17 protein-coding genes are annotated in these 18,746 nt (G+C 50.7%); 15 read left to right on the top strand and 2 right to left on the bottom strand.

The genetic code is table 11. From position 1 onward, the window contains the following. From flgD to flgL, 9 genes are all read left to right on the top strand, one after another. Positions 1-696, top strand: a complete 696-nt coding sequence (flgD, locus tag K0335_RS04280) for a flagellar hook assembly protein FlgD (RefSeq protein WP_000020452.1) — start codon at positions 1-3, stop codon at positions 694-696. A 24-nt stretch (positions 697-720) separates the two neighbouring features. Further along, positions 721-1,926 (top strand): flagellar hook protein FlgE, encoded by a 1,206-nt coding sequence (flgE, locus tag K0335_RS04275; RefSeq protein ID WP_104920241.1) that lies wholly within the window; start codon positions 721-723, stop codon positions 1,924-1,926. A 19-nt stretch (positions 1,927-1,945) separates the two neighbouring features. After that, a complete protein-coding gene (flgF, locus tag K0335_RS04270) occupies positions 1,946-2,701 on the top strand; it encodes a flagellar basal-body rod protein FlgF (protein WP_000349304.1) in 756 nt (251 codons plus the stop codon). 151 nt (positions 2,702-2,852) lie between these two features. After that, on the top strand, positions 2,853-3,635 hold the full coding sequence (gene flgG / locus K0335_RS04265) for a flagellar basal-body rod protein FlgG (RefSeq protein ID WP_000625840.1): 783 nt from the start codon (positions 2,853-2,855) through the stop codon (positions 3,633-3,635). Between the two features lie 52 nt (positions 3,636-3,687). Continuing rightward, on the top strand, positions 3,688-4,386 hold the full coding sequence (flgH, locus tag K0335_RS04260; RefSeq protein WP_015953461.1) for a flagellar basal body L-ring protein FlgH: 699 nt from the start codon (positions 3,688-3,690) through the stop codon (positions 4,384-4,386). A gap of 11 nt (positions 4,387-4,397) precedes the next feature. Further along, positions 4,398-5,495 carry a flagellar basal body P-ring protein FlgI gene (gene flgI, locus K0335_RS04255; protein WP_002431495.1) on the top strand — a complete coding sequence of 366 codons (1,098 nt, stop codon included), beginning with the start codon at positions 4,398-4,400 and terminating at the stop codon, positions 5,493-5,495. Continuing rightward, positions 5,495-6,436: a flagellar assembly peptidoglycan hydrolase FlgJ gene (gene flgJ, locus K0335_RS04250; protein WP_046077321.1), complete on the top strand. Its 942-nt coding sequence runs from the start codon at positions 5,495-5,497 to the stop codon at positions 6,434-6,436. Before flgI ends, flgJ begins: the two co-directional genes overlap by 1 nt. A 65-nt stretch (positions 6,437-6,501) precedes the next feature. Next, positions 6,502-8,148 carry a flagellar hook-associated protein FlgK gene (gene flgK / locus K0335_RS04245; RefSeq protein ID WP_000096526.1) on the top strand — a complete coding sequence of 549 codons (1,647 nt, stop codon included), beginning with the start codon at positions 6,502-6,504 and terminating at the stop codon, positions 8,146-8,148. 15 nt (positions 8,149-8,163) lie between these two features. Continuing rightward, a complete protein-coding gene (flgL, locus tag K0335_RS04240; protein ID WP_001223037.1) occupies positions 8,164-9,117 on the top strand; it encodes a flagellar hook-associated protein FlgL in 954 nt (317 codons plus the stop codon). Between the two features lie 147 nt (positions 9,118-9,264). Here flgL and rne read toward each other — a convergent pair whose 3' ends face one another. Further along, complete coding sequence (gene rne / locus K0335_RS04235; RefSeq protein WP_104920244.1) at positions 9,265-12,444, bottom strand: ribonuclease E; 3,180 nt, start codon at positions 12,442-12,444, stop codon at positions 9,265-9,267. 573 nt (positions 12,445-13,017) lie between these two features. On the opposite strand from rne, the gene rluC reads away from it, so the two are divergent. Continuing rightward, a complete protein-coding gene (gene rluC, locus K0335_RS04230) occupies positions 13,018-13,971 on the top strand; it encodes a 23S rRNA pseudouridine(955/2504/2580) synthase RluC (protein ID WP_002432246.1) in 954 nt (317 codons plus the stop codon). A gap of 108 nt (positions 13,972-14,079) precedes the next feature. Here rluC and K0335_RS04225 read toward each other — a convergent pair whose 3' ends face one another. Further along, on the bottom strand, positions 14,080-14,664 hold the full coding sequence (locus tag K0335_RS04225; protein WP_000274293.1) for a nucleoside triphosphate pyrophosphatase: 585 nt from the start codon (positions 14,662-14,664) through the stop codon (positions 14,080-14,082). A 197-nt stretch (positions 14,665-14,861) separates the two neighbouring features. Here K0335_RS04225 and yceD point away from each other — a divergent pair, with 197 nt between their 5' ends. The 5 genes from yceD to fabD all read left to right on the top strand — a co-directional run bounded on the left by yceD (position 14,862) and on the right by fabD (position 18,739). Further along, a complete protein-coding gene (gene yceD, locus K0335_RS04220) occupies positions 14,862-15,383 on the top strand; it encodes a 23S rRNA accumulation protein YceD (RefSeq protein ID WP_001174474.1) in 522 nt (173 codons plus the stop codon). A gap of 51 nt (positions 15,384-15,434) precedes the next feature. Beyond that, complete coding sequence (gene rpmF / locus K0335_RS04215; protein ID WP_000290724.1) at positions 15,435-15,608, top strand: 50S ribosomal protein L32; 174 nt, start codon at positions 15,435-15,437, stop codon at positions 15,606-15,608. An 80-nt stretch (positions 15,609-15,688) separates the two neighbouring features. After that, the gene (gene plsX / locus K0335_RS04210; protein WP_002431498.1) at positions 15,689-16,765 is read left to right on the top strand and encodes a phosphate acyltransferase PlsX; all 1,077 of its coding nucleotides are present in this window, start codon (positions 15,689-15,691) and stop codon (positions 16,763-16,765) included. 75 nt (positions 16,766-16,840) lie between these two features. Next, positions 16,841-17,794, top strand: coding sequence for a beta-ketoacyl-ACP synthase III (gene fabH / locus K0335_RS04205; RefSeq protein WP_000288144.1), 954 nt, complete (start codon positions 16,841-16,843; stop codon positions 17,792-17,794). A gap of 15 nt (positions 17,795-17,809) precedes the next feature. Further along, positions 17,810-18,739: an ACP S-malonyltransferase gene (fabD, locus tag K0335_RS04200; protein WP_000191393.1), complete on the top strand. Its 930-nt coding sequence runs from the start codon at positions 17,810-17,812 to the stop codon at positions 18,737-18,739. Positions 18,740-18,746 lie beyond the last annotated feature (7 nt).

Genomic DNA, 18,746 nt, shown 5'->3' with positions numbered 1-18,746 from the left:
ATGTCTATCGCCGTAACGATGAATGACGCGAGCAATAACGGCGTCTCTACCACCAGCAACAACTCACTGACTGGCGGCAATGCCGCAGATTTACAGAGCAGTTTTCTTACTTTGCTGGTGGCACAACTTAAAAATCAGGATCCAACGAATCCCATGGAGAATAACGAGCTGACTTCTCAGCTCGCACAAATCAGTACCGTCAGTGGCATTGAAAAACTCAACACCACTCTGGGCGCTATCTCCGGGCAGATTGATAACAGCCAGTCTTTACAAGCCAGTTCCCTGATTGGTCATGGGGTGATGATCCCTGGCACGACAATCCTTGCAGGGAAGGGAACAGATGAGGCTGCTGTAACCACAACCACGCCATTTGGGGTAGAGCTACAACAGTCCGCAGACAAAGTCACAGCCACCATTACCGATAAAAATGGTGTCGTGATACGCACGATCGATATCGGTGAGTTAAAGGCGGGGGTTCATAGCTTCACCTGGGATGGCACGTTGACCGATGGCAGCACCGCGCCCAATGGTTCTTATAATGTAGCGATCAGCGCCAGCAACGGTGGTACGCAACTGGTTGCTCAGCCACTGCAGTTTGCTCTGGTTCAGGGGGTGATTCGCGGCAATAACGGTAACACGCTGGATCTCGGCACTTACGGTACTACCACCCTCGACGAAGTACGGCAGATCATTTAAGCCTTCACATTTCAGGAGTCAGTCATGGCCTTTTCACAAGCGGTTAGCGGTTTAAATGCTGCCGCCACAAACCTCGATGTCATTGGCAACAATATCGCCAACTCCGCCACCTATGGCTTTAAATCCGGTACGGCGTCTTTTGCAGACATGTTTGCCGGTTCTAAAGTGGGGCTGGGGGTAAAGGTTGCCGGAATTACCAAGGACTTTACGGATGGCACCACCACCAATACCGGGCGAGGGCTGGATATCGCCATCAGTCAGAACGGTTTTTTCCGTCTGGTAGACAGCAACGGTTCGGTGTTTTACAGCCGTAACGGGCAGTTCAAACTTGATGAAAACCGCAACCTGGTCAATATGCAGGGCTTACAGTTGACGGGCTACCCGGCAGCAGGAACACCGCCAACCATTCAGCAGGGGGCGAATCCGACCAATATTTCGATCCCCAATACCCTGATGGCAGCGAAAACCACAACTACGGCGGCGATGCAGATCAACCTTAACTCCAGTGATCCGCTTCCCACCGTTAAAGCGTTCGACGCCAGTAATGCGGACAGCTATAACAAAAAAGGCTCCGTGACTGTTTTCGACAGTCAGGGGAATGCGCATGATATGAGCGTTTACTTTGTGAAAACAAAGGATAATACCTGGCAGGTTTATACCCAGGACAGCAGTGATGCCGCAAGCAAGGCAACTGCGGCGACAACACTGGAATTTAATGCCAATGGCATGTTAGTTAAGGGGGAGACGGCAAATATCACGACTGGCGCCATTAATGGTGCTGTACCTGCAACATTCTCCCTGAGTTTCCTCAACTCCATGCAGCAAAACACCGGTGCTAACAACATTGTGGCAACTACCCAGAATGGCTACAAACCGGGCGATCTGGTGAGTTACCAAATCAATGATGATGGCACTGTGGTAGGCAACTATTCCAACGAACAAACCCAACTGCTGGGGCAGATTGTACTGGCGAACTTCGCCAACAATGAAGGCCTGGCATCAGAAGGCGACAACGTCTGGTCTGCAACGCAAGCCTCTGGTGTAGCATTGTTGGGAACTGCCGGAACTGGCAATTTTGGCACGCTGACCAATGGCGCGCTGGAAGCGTCTAACGTCGATCTCAGTAAAGAGCTGGTCAATATGATCGTTGCACAACGTAACTATCAGTCTAACGCCCAGACCATCAAAACGCAGGACCAGATCCTTAACACACTGGTTAACTTACGCTAATCGTTGACGGGATAGCTTAATGGATCACGCAATCTATACCGCGATGGGCGCTGCCAGTCAGACGCTGAATCAACAGGCAGTGACCGCCAGCAATCTGGCGAATGCCTCCACACCTGGTTTTCGCGCCCAGTTAAACGCCTTGCGTGCAGTGCCTGTTGAAGGACTTTCCCTACCGACGCGCACGCTGGTGACGGCCTCTACGCCGGGAGCAGATATGACGCCAGGTAAGATGGATTACACCTCGCGTCCTCTGGATGTCGCATTACAGCAGGACGGCTGGCTGGCCGTGCAGACCGCCGATGGTAGCGAGGGGTATACGCGTAACGGCAGTATTCAGGTTGATCCTGGCGGACAACTGACGATTCAGGGGCATCCGGTGATTGGCGAGGCAGGACCGATTGCTGTGCCGGAAGGAGCAGAAATCACCATCGCGGCCGATGGCACCATTTCGGCGCTCAATCCGGGCGATCCGGCAAATACCGTCGCGCCAGTCGGGAAATTAAAACTGGTGAAAGCCTCGGACAATGAAGTGCAGCGTGGTGATGACGGAATATTCCGTTTAAGCGCGGAAAGCCAGGCCACGCGTGGACCGGTGTTGCAGGCTGATCCGTCGTTACGGGTGATGTCGGGGGTGCTGGAAGGCAGCAATGTTAATGCTGTTTCAGCAATGAGCGACATGATTGCCAACGCACGGCGTTTTGAAATGCAGATGAAGGTAATAAGCAGCGTCGATGACAACGAAGGCCGCGCCAACCAACTGCTGTCGATGAGTTAATTGAAAGGATAGCTGACAAGCATAAGTTGCCCGATGCGCAAACTTATCGATCTACGGGTTACATCACAATTTATTGAATTTGCAGATCTTATAGGCTGTATCCGGCAAGAAGACATATGCACTTTGTCAGCACTCCACAACAGGACATTTTATGATCAGTTCATTATGGATCGCCAAAACGGGCCTTGATGCCCAGCAAACCAATATGGACGTCATTGCCAATAACCTGGCAAACGTCAGTACCAACGGTTTTAAACGCCAGCGAGCAGTATTTGAAGATCTGCTTTATCAAACCATTCGCCAGCCGGGCGCGCAGTCTTCCGAACAAACAACTTTACCTTCCGGGTTACAAATCGGCACCGGTGTGCGTCCGGTTGCTACTGAGCGCTTACACAGTCAGGGCAATCTGTCGCAGACCAACAACAGCAAAGATGTGGCGATTAAAGGACAGGGCTTTTTCCAGGTGATGTTGCCAGATGGTTCATCCGCCTATACCCGTGACGGTTCTTTCCAGGTGGATCAGAACGGGCAACTGGTGACGGCTGGTGGTTTTCAGGTGCAGCCAGCGATCACCATTCCGGCGAATGCGTTAAGTATCACCATCGGTCGTGATGGCGTGGTCAGCGTAACCCAACAAGGCCAGGCAGCTCCGGTACAGGTTGGGCAGCTCAATCTCACGACCTTTATGAACGATACCGGACTGGAGAGTATTGGGGAAAACTTATACGTCGAAACCCAATCCTCCGGCGCGCCCAATGAAAGCACGCCGGGTCTGAACGGCGCGGGTCTGCTGTATCAAGGGTATGTTGAAACGTCTAACGTCAACGTGGCGGAAGAACTGGTCAACATGATTCAGGTGCAGCGTGCTTACGAAATTAACAGTAAAGCGGTGTCTACCACCGACCAGATGCTGCAAAAACTGACGCAACTCTAAGGCATAACCGGTGGGGATTCTCACCGGGTTACTGATTTTGAAGATGATAGCCATGCATAAAAACGCTGCGCATACATACGTTATTGCCAGTCTGTTGGTGTTTTCACTAACTGGCTGTGCCTGGATCCCGTCTACACCGCTGGTACAGGGGGCGACCACTGCACAGCCTGTCCCTGGCCCAACACCTGTTGCCAACGGTTCTATTTTCCAGTCTGCCCAGCCAATTAACTATGGCTATCAGCCGCTGTTTGAAGATCGCCGACCACGCAATATTGGCGACACACTGACCATCGTGTTGCAGGAAAACGTCAGTGCCAGCAAGAGCTCATCCGCCAATGCCAGCCGTGATGGGAAAACGAATTTCGGCTTTGATACCGTGCCGCGCTATTTGCAGGGGCTGTTTGGTAACGCTCGTGCCGATGTCGATGCTTCTGGCGGTAATAGCTTCAACGGCAAAGGTGGGGCTAATGCCAGCAATACCTTTAGTGGCACGTTGACCGTGACGGTCGACCAGGTGCTGGTCAACGGCAACCTGCATGTGGTGGGCGAAAAACAGATCGCTATAAATCAAGGTACTGAATTTATACGCTTCTCTGGCGTCGTCAATCCACGCACCATCAGCGGCAGTAACACCGTACCGTCTACTCAGGTGGCGGATGCACGCATTGAGTATGTTGGAAATGGCTACATAAACGAAGCGCAAAATATGGGCTGGTTGCAGCGTTTCTTCCTTAACCTGTCGCCAATGTAAGTGAGGTTGTGGTGATTAAATTTCTCTCTACATTTATGTTGTTGCTGGTAACGACTGTGGTCCAGGCTGAGCGCATTCGTGATCTCACCAGCGTTCAGGGTGTGCGGCAAAACTCGCTGATTGGTTATGGTCTGGTGGTCGGGCTGGACGGTACAGGTGACCAGACGACCCAAACGCCGTTTACTACACAAACGCTTAATAACATGCTCTCGCAGCTGGGCATTACTGTTCCTGCTGGCACCAATATGCAACTCAAAAATGTTGCGGCGGTAATGGTGACAGCGTCACTTCCACCATTTGCACGTCAGGGGCAAACTATCGATGTCGTGGTCTCCTCGATGGGTAACGCTAAAAGCCTGCGTGGTGGTACGCTGTTGATGACACCGCTTAAGGGCGTCGACAGTCAGGTGTACGCACTGGCCCAGGGCAATATCCTGGTGGGCGGTGCAGGTGCGTCGGCGGGGGGGAGTAGTGTCCAGGTTAACCAACTGAACGGCGGGCGGATCACCAACGGCGCAATAATAGAGCGCGAATTGCCCAGCCAGTTTGGCGCGGGCAATACCCTCAATTTGCAACTCAATGATGAAGATTTCGCCATGGCGCAGCAAATTGCGGACACCATCAACCGTGCGCGTGGATATGGCAGCGCCACGGCATTAGATTCGCGGACTATTCAAGTAAATGTGCCGAGTGGCAATAGTTCCCAGGTACGTTTCCTTGCCGACATCCAGAATATGCAGGTCAATGTCACTCCGCAGGACGCTAAAGTCGTTATTAACTCGCGCACCGGTTCGGTGGTGATGAATCGCGAAGTGACTCTGGACAGTTGCGCGGTGGCCCAGGGTAATCTCTCAGTTACAGTCAATCGTCAGGCCAATGTCAGCCAGCCAGATACACCATTTGGTGGTGGGCAGACTGTGGTTACGCCACAAACGCAGATCGATTTACGCCAGAGCGGCGGTTCGCTGCAAAGTGTGCGCTCCAGCGCCAATCTTAACAATGTCGTCCGTGCGCTTAATGCGTTAGGCGCTACGCCAATGGATTTAATGTCTATTCTGCAATCGATGCAAAGTGCAGGATGTCTGCGGGCAAAACTGGAAATCATCTGATGATTAGCGATAGCAAACTACTGGCGAGTGCAGCCTGGGATGCGCAATCGCTTAATGAACTGAAAGCAAAAGCGGGTAAAGATCCGGCGGCCAATATCCGTCCGGTTGCCCGCCAGGTGGAGGGGATGTTCGTGCAGATGATGCTAAAGAGCATGCGCGAAGCCTTGCCAAAAGACGGCTTATTCAGCAGCGAACAAACCCGCCTCTACACCAGTATGTATGACCAGCAGATAGCCCAACAGATGACGGCAGGGAAAGGTTTGGGGCTGGCTGAGATGATGGTGAAACAGATGACGCCAGAGCAGCCATTACCCGCACAAGAGACCCTCACCGCACCGATGAAATTCCCGCTCGAAACCGTGATGAGTTATCAAAATAAGGCGATCACACAATTGGTGCAAAAAGCGGTACCACGCAACTACAGCGATTCGCTTCCTGGCGACAGCAAAGCGTTTCTTGCCCAACTCTCGTTGCCAGCACAACTGGCAAGCCAGCAAAGTGGAGTGCCGCATCATCTGATCCTCGCTCAGGCAGCACTGGAATCTGGCTGGGGGCAACGGCAAATTCGCCGCGAAAACGGCGAGCCAAGCTACAACTTGTTTGGCGTCAAAGCTTCTGGCAACTGGAAAGGACCGGTTACTGAAATTACCACTACCGAATATGAAAACGGCGAAGCGAAGAAAGTGAAGGCGAAGTTTCGTGTTTACAGCTCTTATCTCGAAGCATTGTCGGATTACGTTGGACTTTTAACGCGAAATCCGCGTTACGCGGCAGTCACGAAAGCCACCAGTGCTGAGCAGGGGGCACAGGCACTACAGGACGCAGGTTATGCTACCGATCCTGACTATGCCCGTAAATTAACCAGCATGATTCAGCAGCTGAAATCGATAAGCGATAAGGTCAGTAAAACCTACAGTATGAGCATCGATAATCTGTTTTGAATAACTCAAGTCCTGCGGGCAGCTGCCGATAATATTCTGTAATTGAACGCTTATAAGGAATTACCATGTCCAGCTTGATCAATAACGCCATGAGCGGACTTAGCGCGGCCCAGGCGGCGCTGAATACGGCGAGTAATAATATTTCCAGCTATAACGTTGCTGGCTATACACGGCAAACCACCATTATGGCGCAGGCTAACAGCACGCTGGGTGCTGGTGGTTGGGTTGGTAATGGCGTCTACGTTTCAGGCGTACAGCGTGAGTATGATGCTTTTATTACCAACCAGTTACGCGCGGCACAGACCCAAAGCAGCGGCCTGACTACGCGTTATGAACAGATGTCGAAAATCGACAATTTACTCTCCAGCGAAACCAACAACGTATCGACCTCATTACAAGGTTTCTTTACCAGCCTGCAAACGCTGGTCAGCAATGCAGAAGATCCCGCTGCCCGTCAGGCTCTGATTGGTAAAGCGGACGGCCTGGTGAATCAGTTTAAAACCACAGATCAGTATCTTCGCGATCAAGACAAACAGGTCAATATTGCGATAGGTGCCAGTGTTGATCAGATCAACAATTACGCGAAACAGATTGCCAGCCTGAATGATCAGATATCACGGCTGACAGGCGTGGGTGCAGGAGCATCACCGAATGATTTGCTGGATCAACGCGATCAACTGGTGAACGAGCTCAACAAAGTTGTTGGTGTTGAAGTCAGTGTTCAGGATGGTGGTACTTATAACATCACCATGGCTAACGGCTATTCGCTGGTACAGGGTAGCAGCGCACGGCAACTGGCTGCGGTGCCTTCTCATGCTGATCCTTCTCGTGTGACGGTCGCGTATGTTGATGCAACTGCCGGAGAGATCGAAATCCCTGAAAAGTTGCTTACCAGCGGTACGTTAGGTGGAATGTTGACTTTCCGTTCGCAGGACCTGGATCAATCGCGTAATACTCTGGGGCAACTGGCGTTGGCTTTTGCTGATGCTTTCAATAAGCAGCACCAGGCAGGGTTTGATGCGACTGGGGCGAAAGGTGAAGACTTCTTTGCCATTGGCAAACCTTTGGTTTTGAGCAATACACAAAATAACAGTGATGCTGCAATAAAAGCTGAAGTGATTAACGGATCACAAGTGCTGGCTACAGATTACACAATTACCTGGCAGGGCGCAGGCAAATGGCAGGTGACACGACTGGCGAGTAATACCAGCTTCACTGTCGAGCCGGATGCTGCCGGAAATGTTGAGTTTGACGGTCTGAAACTGACTTTCAGTGGAACACCGAAAGATAACAACAGTTTCACCCTCAAACCAGTGAGCGATGCAGTGGTAAACATGGATGTCAAAGTGAAAGACGAATCACAAATCGCATTAGCTCAGGAAGCAGGCGCCGGGGATAGCGATAATCGTAATGGTCAAAAACTGCTGGATTTACAGAGTAATGGTAAAACAGTGGGCGGGGCAAAATCGTTTAACGATGCATATGCCACACTGGTCAGTGATGTTGGTAACAAAACGGCTACGCTGAAAACCAGTAGCACCACACAAAATAACGTGGTTACCCAACTTTCAAATCAACAACAGTCAATCTCCGGCGTTAACCTCGACGAAGAGTACGGTAATTTACAACGTTTTCAACAGTATTACCTGGCAAATGCGCAAGTCTTACAGACCGCGAATACGTTGTTTGACGCTCTGATTAATATTCGTTAAGGAAGGGGCTATTCGATGCGTATCAGTACCCAGATGATGTACCAGCAAAATATGCGGGGCATTACCAATTCTCAGGCAGAATGGATGAAATACGGTGAGCAAATGTCCACCGGTAAACGAGTGATTAATCCCTCTGACGATCCCATTGCGGCTTCCCAGGCTGTTGTGCTGTCTCAGGCGCAGGCGCAAAACAACCAGTATGCACTGGCAAGAACGTTTGCAACGCAGAAAGTTTCGCTTGAGGAGAATGTGCTCAGCCAGGTGACTACCGCACTGCAAAATGCTCAGGAAAAAATTGTTTATGCCGGAAACGGTACGCTGAGTGATGATGACCGGGCTTCCCTTGCCACGGATCTCCAGGGGATTCGTGACCAGTTAATGAACCTTGCAAATAGCACCGATGGCAATGGGCGCTATATTTTTGCCGGATATAAAACGGAAGCTGCACCGTTTGACCAGGCAAGTGGTGAATATAACGGTGGAAAAGAGAGCATAACACAGCAAGTTGATGCTTCCAGAAGCATGGTGATTGGGCATACCGGAGATAAAATTTTTGACCATTTTACCAGCAATGCTATCCCTGAACCTGCTGGCAGTACTCAGGAAACAAATCTGTTTAAAATGCTCGATTCCGCCATTGGCGCATTAAAAACACCTGTTGCTGAGAATGAAACTGAAAAGGAAAAGGCCGCTGGGATAATTGATAAAACAAATCGCGGATTGAAAAATAGCCTCAACAACGTTTTGACGGTGCGTGCGGAACTGGGCACTCAGCTTAGCGAACTTGATGCTCTGGATTCGCTGGGCAGTGATCGTGCACTTGGTCAGACTCAACAGATGAGCGACCTGATCAATGTTGACTGGAATGCGGCAATTTCATCATACGTTATGCAACAGGCTGCACTGCAAGCATCTTATAAAGCGTTTACCGATATGCAGGGTATGTCGCTGTTTCAACTGAACAGATAATCCACCACTTTAAACATATCGTGAAACTGGATATGTTTTTCTGCCTGTCCCGGTGAATACCGCGACAGGCATTTTTTTATTCTTGCGGGTTGATAAGTACGTAATAAAAAAGCCGGCCAAACGGCCGGCTTACAACAGATAAATGGATTACTCTATCGGTTGTGGGCGAGTCGGACCTGCAACAGCATGGTGCGTTGCTGCGTGGCCACCAGCTGCTCCTTTACCTTCAAAAACAAAGGCAGGACGTTGCCAGTCGCTATGACGCGGAGCTTCCGGGACGTACTCCGGTGCTGGAGCCCGGGTCATTGGCGCAGTAGCGTGATTGTGTGATACCGCTGCAATTTCGGCAGTCTCAACAGGCTGAGACTCAGTTTTGATAACAGGTTCCTCAACCTCAACCTTGGCAACTTCCGGTACGGCTTCAACAGGTGTAGAAAGCGCTTCTGGTTCAACCACATTAACTTCTGTGTTTTCAGCTACTGGTGCTTCTGGTTCGCTTTCAACAGCAGGTTCAGCTTGCTGAGCCGTTTCCTCGGCAACAGTCGCATCGGCCTCGGCGATTACCTGTGGTTGTTCATCTACGGCAGCGGCAATCACTTCAGGATGCGTAGTTTCCACTACGACAGGCTTCACTTCTTCAGAGGCCTCCTGCTGAACGACAGGGGCTGTTACCTGTTCAACAGCAGCTGGTACAACAGCGGCAATGGCCGGTGCATCATGAACAGCTGGCTGAGTCTGCACCGCATCTTGCTCACGTTGTTCTTCAACCTGAACATCTTGCGGACGTACTACCGGATAGCGGATCCAAACTTTACCTGAAGCCAGTTCCGGGGAAGCGCATGCAACGGTTAATGGCATTGGTGACTGATTCGGATAACGTTCATCACGATAACGACGACGACGTTGACCACTCACACGCAGATGGCGAGGCGAGCGGCGTGAACGACGGGGCATACCGTTGCTGTCACGGTTATCAGGAATGTCGGAACTCTCTTGCTGCTCTTGTGCCACTTCGGTGACGGCAGGCAGAGGAATTTTCACCAGTTCAGTACGTTGAGCAGGTGCTGCTGGCGCAGCTTGCTGAGTTACCGGGGCTTCTTCAACAACAGGAGTGGTGACGGTTTCAACCGCGCTTTCACTGGTGTAGCGAACTTTTTGTGTCAGTTGACGCTGTTTACGACGAGGCTGAGGCTGACGTACACGCTCTTCCTGTTCGACTTCCTGAGTCGCTTGCTCATCAACATTCAGCGCTTTAACTTCAGCCTGTGCCTGACGTTTGTCATCGTTACGACGACGGCTACGTTCGCGGCGCGGTGTTTGCTGTTCATCCGTAGGCTTGGTTTTTTCAATATCATTAACTTGCTGACGATTATCACGCGATTCGGCACCTTGTGCCTGGCGGCGGTTACGGCGATTCTCTTCGCGATTATCACTGTTTTCAGTGCGTTCACTACGCGTATCACGACGCTCATTGCGGTCACGACGTGTGTTCTGACGCGGTTTACGGCGATCCTGTTGACGCTCTGGTTTTTCTGCCGCTTTCGGTGCTGGCTGCTCTGCTGGTTTAGCGTCATCACTGCCACTAAAAATAGATTTTAATGCAGCAAAGAAACGGCTTAATAAACCGGGTTGAGCAGGTGTAGCAGCGGGTTCAGCAGCTTTTGGTGCCGGAGCAGCTTTAACTGCCGGTTCAGCAGGCGCTGGTGGGACAGGGGGGACATCTGGCATCGCAAAGGTTGCCAGTGCGGGTTGCTCAGGACGTTTACGTTCAGGAGATTCTTCTTCAGATGGCAGCGCCATCGCTTCTTCATGCAGCTTCGGCAGCATGTAGCTTAAGGTTGGAGTTTCTTCCCCTTTGCGTACGCGCAGCACATGGTAGTGCGGGGTTTCCATCTGATCGTTAGGTACAATCACACAACGCACGCCGTCCTGACGCGTTTCAATGGCATTTACCGCAGAACGTTTTTCGTTCAGCAGGTAAGAAGCGATAGGCACAGGCACAATAGCGTGGACTTCCTGAGTGTTCTCTTTCAGGGCTTCTTCTTCAATCAGACGCAGAATTGAGAGCGACAGAGATTCGTTGTCACGCACAGTGCCGGTACCGGAGCAGCGCGGGCAGACGTGATGGCTGGACTCGCCCAGAGACGGACTCAGGCGCTGACGCGACATTTCCAGCAGACCAAAGCGAGAAATATGGCTGATTTGAATACGCGCACGGTCCTGACGTACCGCTTCACGCAGACGGTTTTCTACCGCACGCTGGTGGCGTACTGGTGTCATATCGATAAAGTCGATAACAATCAGGCCGCCGAGGTCACGCAGGCGCAGCTGACGAGCAATCTCATCGGCAGCTTCGAGGTTGGTGTTAAACGCGGTTTCTTCGATGTCGCCGCCGCGGGTCGCGCGTGCGGAGTTGATATCGATGGCAGTTAACGCTTCGGTGCTGTCGATAACAATGGAACCGCCGGACGGCAGTCGGACTTCACGCTGGAAGGCGGACTCAATCTGCGATTCGATCTGGTAGTGGCTGAACAGCGGAATTTCACCAGTGTACAGCTTGATTTTGCTGCTGAAATCCGGGCGACCTAATGCAGCGATATGCTGACGTGCCAGTTCGAGCACTTTCGGGTTATCGATAAGGATTTCGCCGATATCCTGACGTAAGTAATCGCGGAAGGCGCGAACGATTACGTTGCTCTCCTGATGAATCAGGAACGGAGCAGGGCGGCTTTCGGCAGCTTTTTTGATGGCTTCCCAGTGTTTCAGACGGAAGCTTAAATCCCATTGCAGCGCCTCAGCAGATTTGCCGACGCCAGCGGTGCGCACGATAAGCCCCATGCCTTCCGGCAGTTCAAGGCTTGCCAGTGCTTCTTTTAATTCGGTACGGTCGTCGCCTTCGATACGGCGAGAAATGCCACCCGCGCGCGGGTTATTTGGCATCAGAACCAGATAGCTACCCGCCAGACTGATAAAGGTGGTTAATGCCGCGCCTTTGTTACCGCGCTCTTCTTTATCGATCTGAACAATGACTTCCTGGCCTTCACGCAACACATCTTTAATGTTGGGACGACCATGAGCACTGTAGTTAGCAGGGAAATATTCGCGGGCAATTTCTTTTAGTGGGAGGAAACCGTGACGTTCAGCGCCGTAATCAACAAAAGCAGCTTCCAGACTCGGTTCAATGCGGGTGATTTTACCTTTGTAGATGTTTGCCTTTTTCTGCTCATGCCCTGGACTTTCGATATCCAGGTCATACAGACGCTGCCCATCTACAAGGGCAACGCGCAACTCTTCCTGCTGAGTTGCGTTTATTAACATTCTTTTCATCGTAACTTACTCATTATTCTTACATTGACGACTAAGCTGCGGGCAAAGTATCACCTTTCCGGGTGTGAACCGATGGCCTCGTGTCTAGTCGCGTCGCCAACCTCACGGTTATCGTCAGCTCAAAGAGGCGCAGAGTGTCGGTTGCCTGTATTTCATATGGAAAAACAGCGCAATTATCAGGGGAAACAGCCTGGGAAATATTCTCCAGAGAAGATTCCATCTACCGGTAAGGACTGCAACCCGCAGCCCGCTAACTGCCTGAAAGATCAATACGTCTTACGCCATTGCTGCGTTGATGATCGGTCAGGCAAAATGGGTTATTCCGTAAAAATTCTTGTTTTAACAAGGTAGAACACGGAAACGTTCTCATTATTCCACTGCTCACCTTGTTATAGCAAGATGACTTTTACCATTTATCACCCGCTTACTCACAGTTTCTTCACTTCCTGGTGGCGATTGATTTAATAACCATCAATAAAGTGTTCACGTAGTGAAGTAATAAGGTACAAAACTAAATATAAGCATAGAAAAATGTGTGGCGCGAATCTTGTTGGCTATTTAGAATCGCCCACCATGAAAACAGAGACTCCATCCGTAAAAATTGTTGCTATAACCGCTGATGAAGCGGGGCAACGTATCGATAACTTTTTGCGTACCCAGTTAAAAGGTGTGCCAAAAAGCATGATCTATCGCATTTTGCGTAAAGGCGAAGTGCGGGTGAATAAAAAACGTATCAAGCCCGAGTATAAACTGGCCGCAGGTGATGAAGTTCGCATTCCACCGGTCCGCGTTGCTGAGCGGGAAGAGGATGCTGTTTCGCCACATCTGCAAAAGGTGGCGGCGCTGGCAGACGTCATCTTATATGAAGATGATCATATCCTGGTGCTCAATAAACCTTCTGGTACTGCGGTGCACGGTGGCAGTGGTTTAAGCTTCGGCGTTATTGAAGGTTTGCGGGCGTTGCGCCCGGAAGCGCGTTTCCTCGAACTGGTACATCGTCTGGACCGTGATACGTCAGGTGTTCTGCTGGTGGCTAAAAAGCGCTCAGCACTGCGTTCGCTTCACGAGCAGTTGCGTGAAAAGGGGATGCAAAAAGATTATCTGGCGTTAGTGCGTGGTCAGTGGCAGTCGCACGTTAAAAGCGTCCAGGCACCTTTATTAAAGAATATTCTACAAAGCGGCGAACGTATTGTGCGAGTCAGCCAGGAAGGTAAACCGTCGGAAACGCGTTTTAAAGTTGAAGAGCGCTATGCAATTGCCACGCTGGTTCGTTGTAGCCCTGTGACCGGACGTACGCACCAGATTCGTGTGCATACACAATATGCCGGGCATCCAATTGCCTTCGATGATCGTTACGGTGACCGTGAATTTGATCAACAACTGGCAAACACGGGGTTGTCACGCCTTTTTCTGCATGCAGCAGCATTGAAATTCACTCATCCAGGAACGGGAGAAGTGATGCGTATCGAAGCGCCAATGGATGATGGGTTGAAGCGCTGTTTGCAGAAACTGCGTGCCACACGTTAATAAAAAACTCACACTTGAGTTCCACCAAAATACGCAGCGTCGCATCAGGCAGTCAACATCGATTGCCGGATGCGGCGTAAACGCCTTATCCGGCTTATCGGGCAGTTGTTACTCCATTAGCGGGTTATTCCCTTCGCGACGTAACATCTGACAGAGCGCGATTAAGGGTAAACCGACCAGTGTGTTCGGGTCGCGCCCCTCTAAACGCTCGAAGAGTGCAATACCCAAACCTTCGCTTTTAAAACTGCCAGCACACTGGAGTGGATGTTCTTTTCGCACATAATTGTCTATTTCCGCGTCACTGAGATGGCGGAAATGAACATCAAACGGCTCGACTTCCGTCTGTAAATTGCCAGTTGCTGAATTATAAAGCGCAAGCCCGGTATAAAAAGTGACAATATTGCCGCTCGCTTTACGTAATTGCAGGCGAGCATTTTCTTCACTTAACGGTTTGCCGGTAATTTCACCATCCAGCACACAAACTTGATCGGAACCAATTATTAAATGGGCCGGATAACGTTCGGCTAAAGATTGCGCTTTTGCTTGTGCCAGGCGTAAAACTAAATGACGCGGAGATTCACCTGGCAGTGGCGTTTCATCGACTTCTGGCGCTGCGCACTCAAACGTAACGGCCAGTTTGTCCAGCAGAGCGCGACGCCAGGGCGATGTCGAAGCTAAAATAAGTCCATACATATTTTTTTCCACCAGATATAGCGTAATGATGTAAGCCAATTTAAACTATGCGCTTCGTTTTGCTGACTGGCAACTTTGCCAGCACTGAACGAAAATAAGGCTGTAACCCGCAATGTGTGCGAATTATTGGCAAAAGGCAACCGCAGGCTGCCTTTTTCTTTGACTATACGACGTTACGAAGTTAATATGCGCGCCCTATGCAAAAGGTAAAATTACCCCTGACTCTTGATCCGGTTCGCACGGCTCAAAAACGACTTGATTACCAGGGTATTTATACTCCGGATCAGGTTGAGCGTGTCGCCGAATCTGTGGTCAGTGTGGACAGTGATGTGGAATGCTCCATGTCGTTCGCTATCGATAACCAACGTCTCGCCGTAATTACTGGTGATGCGAAGGTAACGGTAACGCTCGAATGTCAGCGTTGCGGGAAGCCGTTTACCCATCATGTCTACACAACGTATTGTTTTAGTCCTGTGCGTTCAGACGAACAGGCTGAAGCACTGCCGGAAGCGTATGAACCGATTGAGGTTAACGAATTCGGTGAAATCGATCTGCTTGCAATGGTAGAAGATGAAATCATCCTCGCCTTGCCAGTAGTTCCGGTGCATGATTCTGAACACTGTGAAGTGTCCGAAGCGGACATGGTCTTTGGTGAACTGCCTGAAGAAGCGCAAAAGCCAAACCCATTTGCCGTATTAGCCAGCTTAAAGCGTAAGTAATTGGTGCTCCCCGTTGGATCGGGGATAAACCGTAATTGAGGAGTAAGGTCCATGGCCGTACAACAGAATAAACCAACCCGTTCCAAACGTGGCATGCGTCGTTCCCATGACGCGCTGACCGCAGTCACCAGCCTGTCTGTAGATAAAACTTCTGGTGAAAAACACCTGCGTCACCACATCACTGCCGACGGTTTCTACCGCGGCCGCAAGGTCATCGCTAAGTAATCGCGCGTTTGCGTGATGAAGCTTAGTGAGGATTTTCCCCGGGTAACTGGGGAAACACCGAACCGGGCGGCGACGATACCTTGACACGTCTAACCCTGGCGTTAGATGTCATGGGGGGCGACTTCGGCCCCTCCGTGACAGTGCCTGCGGCTTTGCAGGCACTGAATTCTAATTCGCAACTCACTCTTCTTTTAGTCGGTAACCCCGACGCCATCACGCCATTACTTGCTAAAGCTGACTTTGAACAGCGTTCGCGTTTACAGATAATTCCTGCACAGTCAGTTATCGCCAGTGATGCACGGCCTTCGCAGGCTATTCGCGCCAGTCGTGGTAGCTCAATGCGTGTGGCCCTGGAACTTGTAAAAGAAGGTCGAGCGCAAGCTTGCGTCAGCGCCGGAAATACCGGGGCGCTGATGGGGCTGGCAAAACTACTGCTCAAACCTCTTGAGGGGATTGAGCGCCCGGCGTTGGTTACTGTTCTACCGCACCAACAAAAGGGTAAAACGGTAGTCCTGGACTTGGGGGCTAACGTCGATTGTGACAGCACCATGTTAGTGCAATTTGCGATTATGGGCTCCGTTTTAGCGGAAGAAGTGGTGGGAATTCCCAACCCTCGTGTCGCGTTGCTTAATATTGGAGAAGAAGAAGTTAAGGGTCTCGACAGTATCCGGGACGCCTCAGCAGTGCTAAAAACAATCTCTTCCGTCAATTATATCGGTTATCTTGAAGCCAATGAGTTATTGACTGGAAAAACTGATGTGCTGGTCTGTGATGGCTTTACAGGCAATGTCACATTAAAGACGATGGAAGGTGTTGTCAGAATGTTCCTTTCTCTGCTGAAATCTCAGGGTGAAGGGAAAAAACGGTCGTGGTGGCTACTGTTATTAAAGCGTTGGCTACAAAAAAGCCTGACGAGGCGATTCAGTCACCTCAACCCCGACCAGTATAACGGCGCCTGTCTGTTAGGATTGCGTGGCACGGTGATTAAGAGTCATGGTGCAGCCAATCAGCGAGCTTTTGCGGTCGCGATTGAACAGGCAGTGCAGGCGGTGCAGCGACAAGTTCCTCAGCGAATTGCCGCTCGCCTGAAATCTGTATATCCGGCTGGTTTCGAATTGCTGGAAGATGAAAGAGGCAAAAAGCCCAACCACAGATGACAATTTGTGGTAAGGAAGCCAACGCATCGGCAGTTTGTAAGTGGCGGTATATAACCGAAAAGTGACTGAGCGTACATGTATACGAAGATTATTGGTACTGGCAGCTATCTGCCCGAACAAGTGCGGACTAACGCCGATCTGGAAAAAATGGTAGATACCTCCGATGAGTGGATTGTCACTCGTACGGGGATTCGTGAGCGCCATATTGCTGCACCAAATGAAACTGTCTCGACCATGGGATATGAAGCAGCTAACCGTGCGCTTGAGATGGCGGGTATCGATAAAAACGAGATCGGCCTGATCGTGGTTGCAACGACCTCTGCCACTCATGCATTTCCCAGTGCAGCGTGTCAGATTCAAAGCATGCTCGGTATTAAAGGTTGCCCGGCATTTGATGTCGCAGCAGCCTGCGCTGGTTTTACTTATGCACTGAGCATTGCTGATCAATACGTTAAATCTGGTGCGGTTAAATATGCACTGGTTGTTGGCTCTGATGTACTGGCACGAACCTGCGATCCAACTGATCGTGGAACCATCATTATTTTTGGTGATGGTGCCGGAGCGGTAGTACTGGGAGCATCTGAAGAACCTGGTATTATTTCTACTCATCTGCACGCTGATGGCAGCTACGGTGAATTACTCACATTGCCGAATGCCGATCGTGTGAATCCGGACAATCCGATTCACCTGACGATGGCAGGTAACGAAGTCTTTAAAGTTGCCGTAACTGAACTTGCTCATATTGTCGATGAGACACTGGAAGCAAATAATCTTGATCGTTCTGAACTTGACTGGTTGGTGCCACACCAGGCAAACCTGCGAATCATCAGCGCGACTGCGAAAAAGCTAGGTATGTCAATGGATCACGTCGTTGTTACTCTCGACCGCCATGGCAATACTTCCGCAGCCTCTGTACCGTGCGCACTGGATGAAGCGGTGCGGGACGGGCGTATCAAAGCCGGGCAATTGGTACTGCTTGAGGCCTTTGGCGGTGGCTTCACCTGGGGCTCCGCGCTGATTCGTTTTTAGTATAAGGATTAAAACATGACGCAATTTGCATTTGTGTTTCCGGGCCAGGGTTCCCAGACTGTCGGGATGCTGGCTGATATGGCCGCAACTTATCCCATTGTGGAAGAGACCTTTGCTGAAGCCTCTGCAGCTCTCGGTTATGACTTATGGGCGCTTACGCAAAACGGTCCGGCAGAAGAATTGAATAAAACCTGGCAGACTCAACCAGCATTGTTAACAGCCTCCGTTGCTTTATATCGTATTTGGCAGCAGCAGGGCGGTAAATCACCAGCCATGATGGCCGGGCATAGCCTTGGCGAATACTCTGCGCTGGTTTGTGCTGGGGTGATTGATTTTGCTGATGCTGTTCGTTTGGTTGAAATGCGTGGTAAGTTCATGCAGGAAGCCGTACCAGAAGGAACTGGCGCAATGGCGGCGATTATTGGTCTGGATGATGCTTCCATCGCAAAAGCGTGTGAAGAAGCTGCAGAAGGTCAGGTGGTTTCCCCGGTAAACTTTAACTCTCCGGGGCAGGTCGTTATTGCTGGCCATAAAGAAGCCGTAGAACGTGCAGGTGCTGCCTGTAAAGCGGCTGGGGCCAAACGTGCGTTACCCTTGCCTGTGAGTGTACCGTCTCACTGTGCATTGATGAAACCTGCTGCAGATAAACTGGCTGTAGAATTAGCTAAAATTACTTTTAACACCCCGACTGTTCCCGTGGTGAATAACGTTGATGTGAAGTGCGAAAACGAGGGTGATGCTATTCGTGATGCGCTGGTACGTCAGTTGTATAACCCGGTACAGTGGACTAAATCCGTTGAATACATGGCAGCACAAGGTGTTGAGCACCTGTATGAAGTCGGACCGGGTAAAGTGCTTACTGGTTTGACGAAACGAATTGTTGACACACTGACTGCATCTGCACTGAATGAGCCAGCGGCAATGTCAGCGGCGCTCGAGCTTTAAAGAGGAA

Source organism: Escherichia sp. GZ89, assembly GCF_019366485.1.
Taxonomy (GTDB): Bacteria; Pseudomonadota; Gammaproteobacteria; order Enterobacterales; family Enterobacteriaceae; genus Escherichia; species Escherichia fergusonii.
This window is presented reverse-complemented; position numbering and strand designations above follow the sequence as displayed.

Coding starts and splice junctions, on each gene's coding strand:
- K0335_RS04225 (WP_000274293.1), bottom strand. CDS start 14,664: ATGTATGGACTTATTTTAGCTTCGACATCGCCCTGGCGTCGCGCTCTG.
- rpmF (WP_000290724.1), top strand. CDS start 15,435: ATGGCCGTACAACAGAATAAACCAACCCGTTCCAAACGTGGCATGCGT.
- fabD (WP_000191393.1), top strand. CDS start 17,810: ATGACGCAATTTGCATTTGTGTTTCCGGGCCAGGGTTCCCAGACTGTC.
- flgE (WP_104920241.1), top strand. CDS start 721: ATGGCCTTTTCACAAGCGGTTAGCGGTTTAAATGCTGCCGCCACAAAC.
- rluC (WP_002432246.1), top strand. CDS start 13,018: ATGAAAACAGAGACTCCATCCGTAAAAATTGTTGCTATAACCGCTGAT.
- fabH (WP_000288144.1), top strand. CDS start 16,841: ATGTATACGAAGATTATTGGTACTGGCAGCTATCTGCCCGAACAAGTG.
- flgH (WP_015953461.1), top strand. CDS start 3,688: ATGCATAAAAACGCTGCGCATACATACGTTATTGCCAGTCTGTTGGTG.
- rne (WP_104920244.1), bottom strand. CDS start 12,444: ATGAAAAGAATGTTAATAAACGCAACTCAGCAGGAAGAGTTGCGCGTT.
- flgL (WP_001223037.1), top strand. CDS start 8,164: ATGCGTATCAGTACCCAGATGATGTACCAGCAAAATATGCGGGGCATT.
- flgD (WP_000020452.1), top strand. CDS start 1: ATGTCTATCGCCGTAACGATGAATGACGCGAGCAATAACGGCGTCTCT.
- yceD (WP_001174474.1), top strand. CDS start 14,862: ATGCAAAAGGTAAAATTACCCCTGACTCTTGATCCGGTTCGCACGGCT.
- flgK (WP_000096526.1), top strand. CDS start 6,502: ATGTCCAGCTTGATCAATAACGCCATGAGCGGACTTAGCGCGGCCCAG.
- flgG (WP_000625840.1), top strand. CDS start 2,853: ATGATCAGTTCATTATGGATCGCCAAAACGGGCCTTGATGCCCAGCAA.
- flgJ (WP_046077321.1), top strand. CDS start 5,495: ATGATTAGCGATAGCAAACTACTGGCGAGTGCAGCCTGGGATGCGCAA.
- flgF (WP_000349304.1), top strand. CDS start 1,946: ATGGATCACGCAATCTATACCGCGATGGGCGCTGCCAGTCAGACGCTG.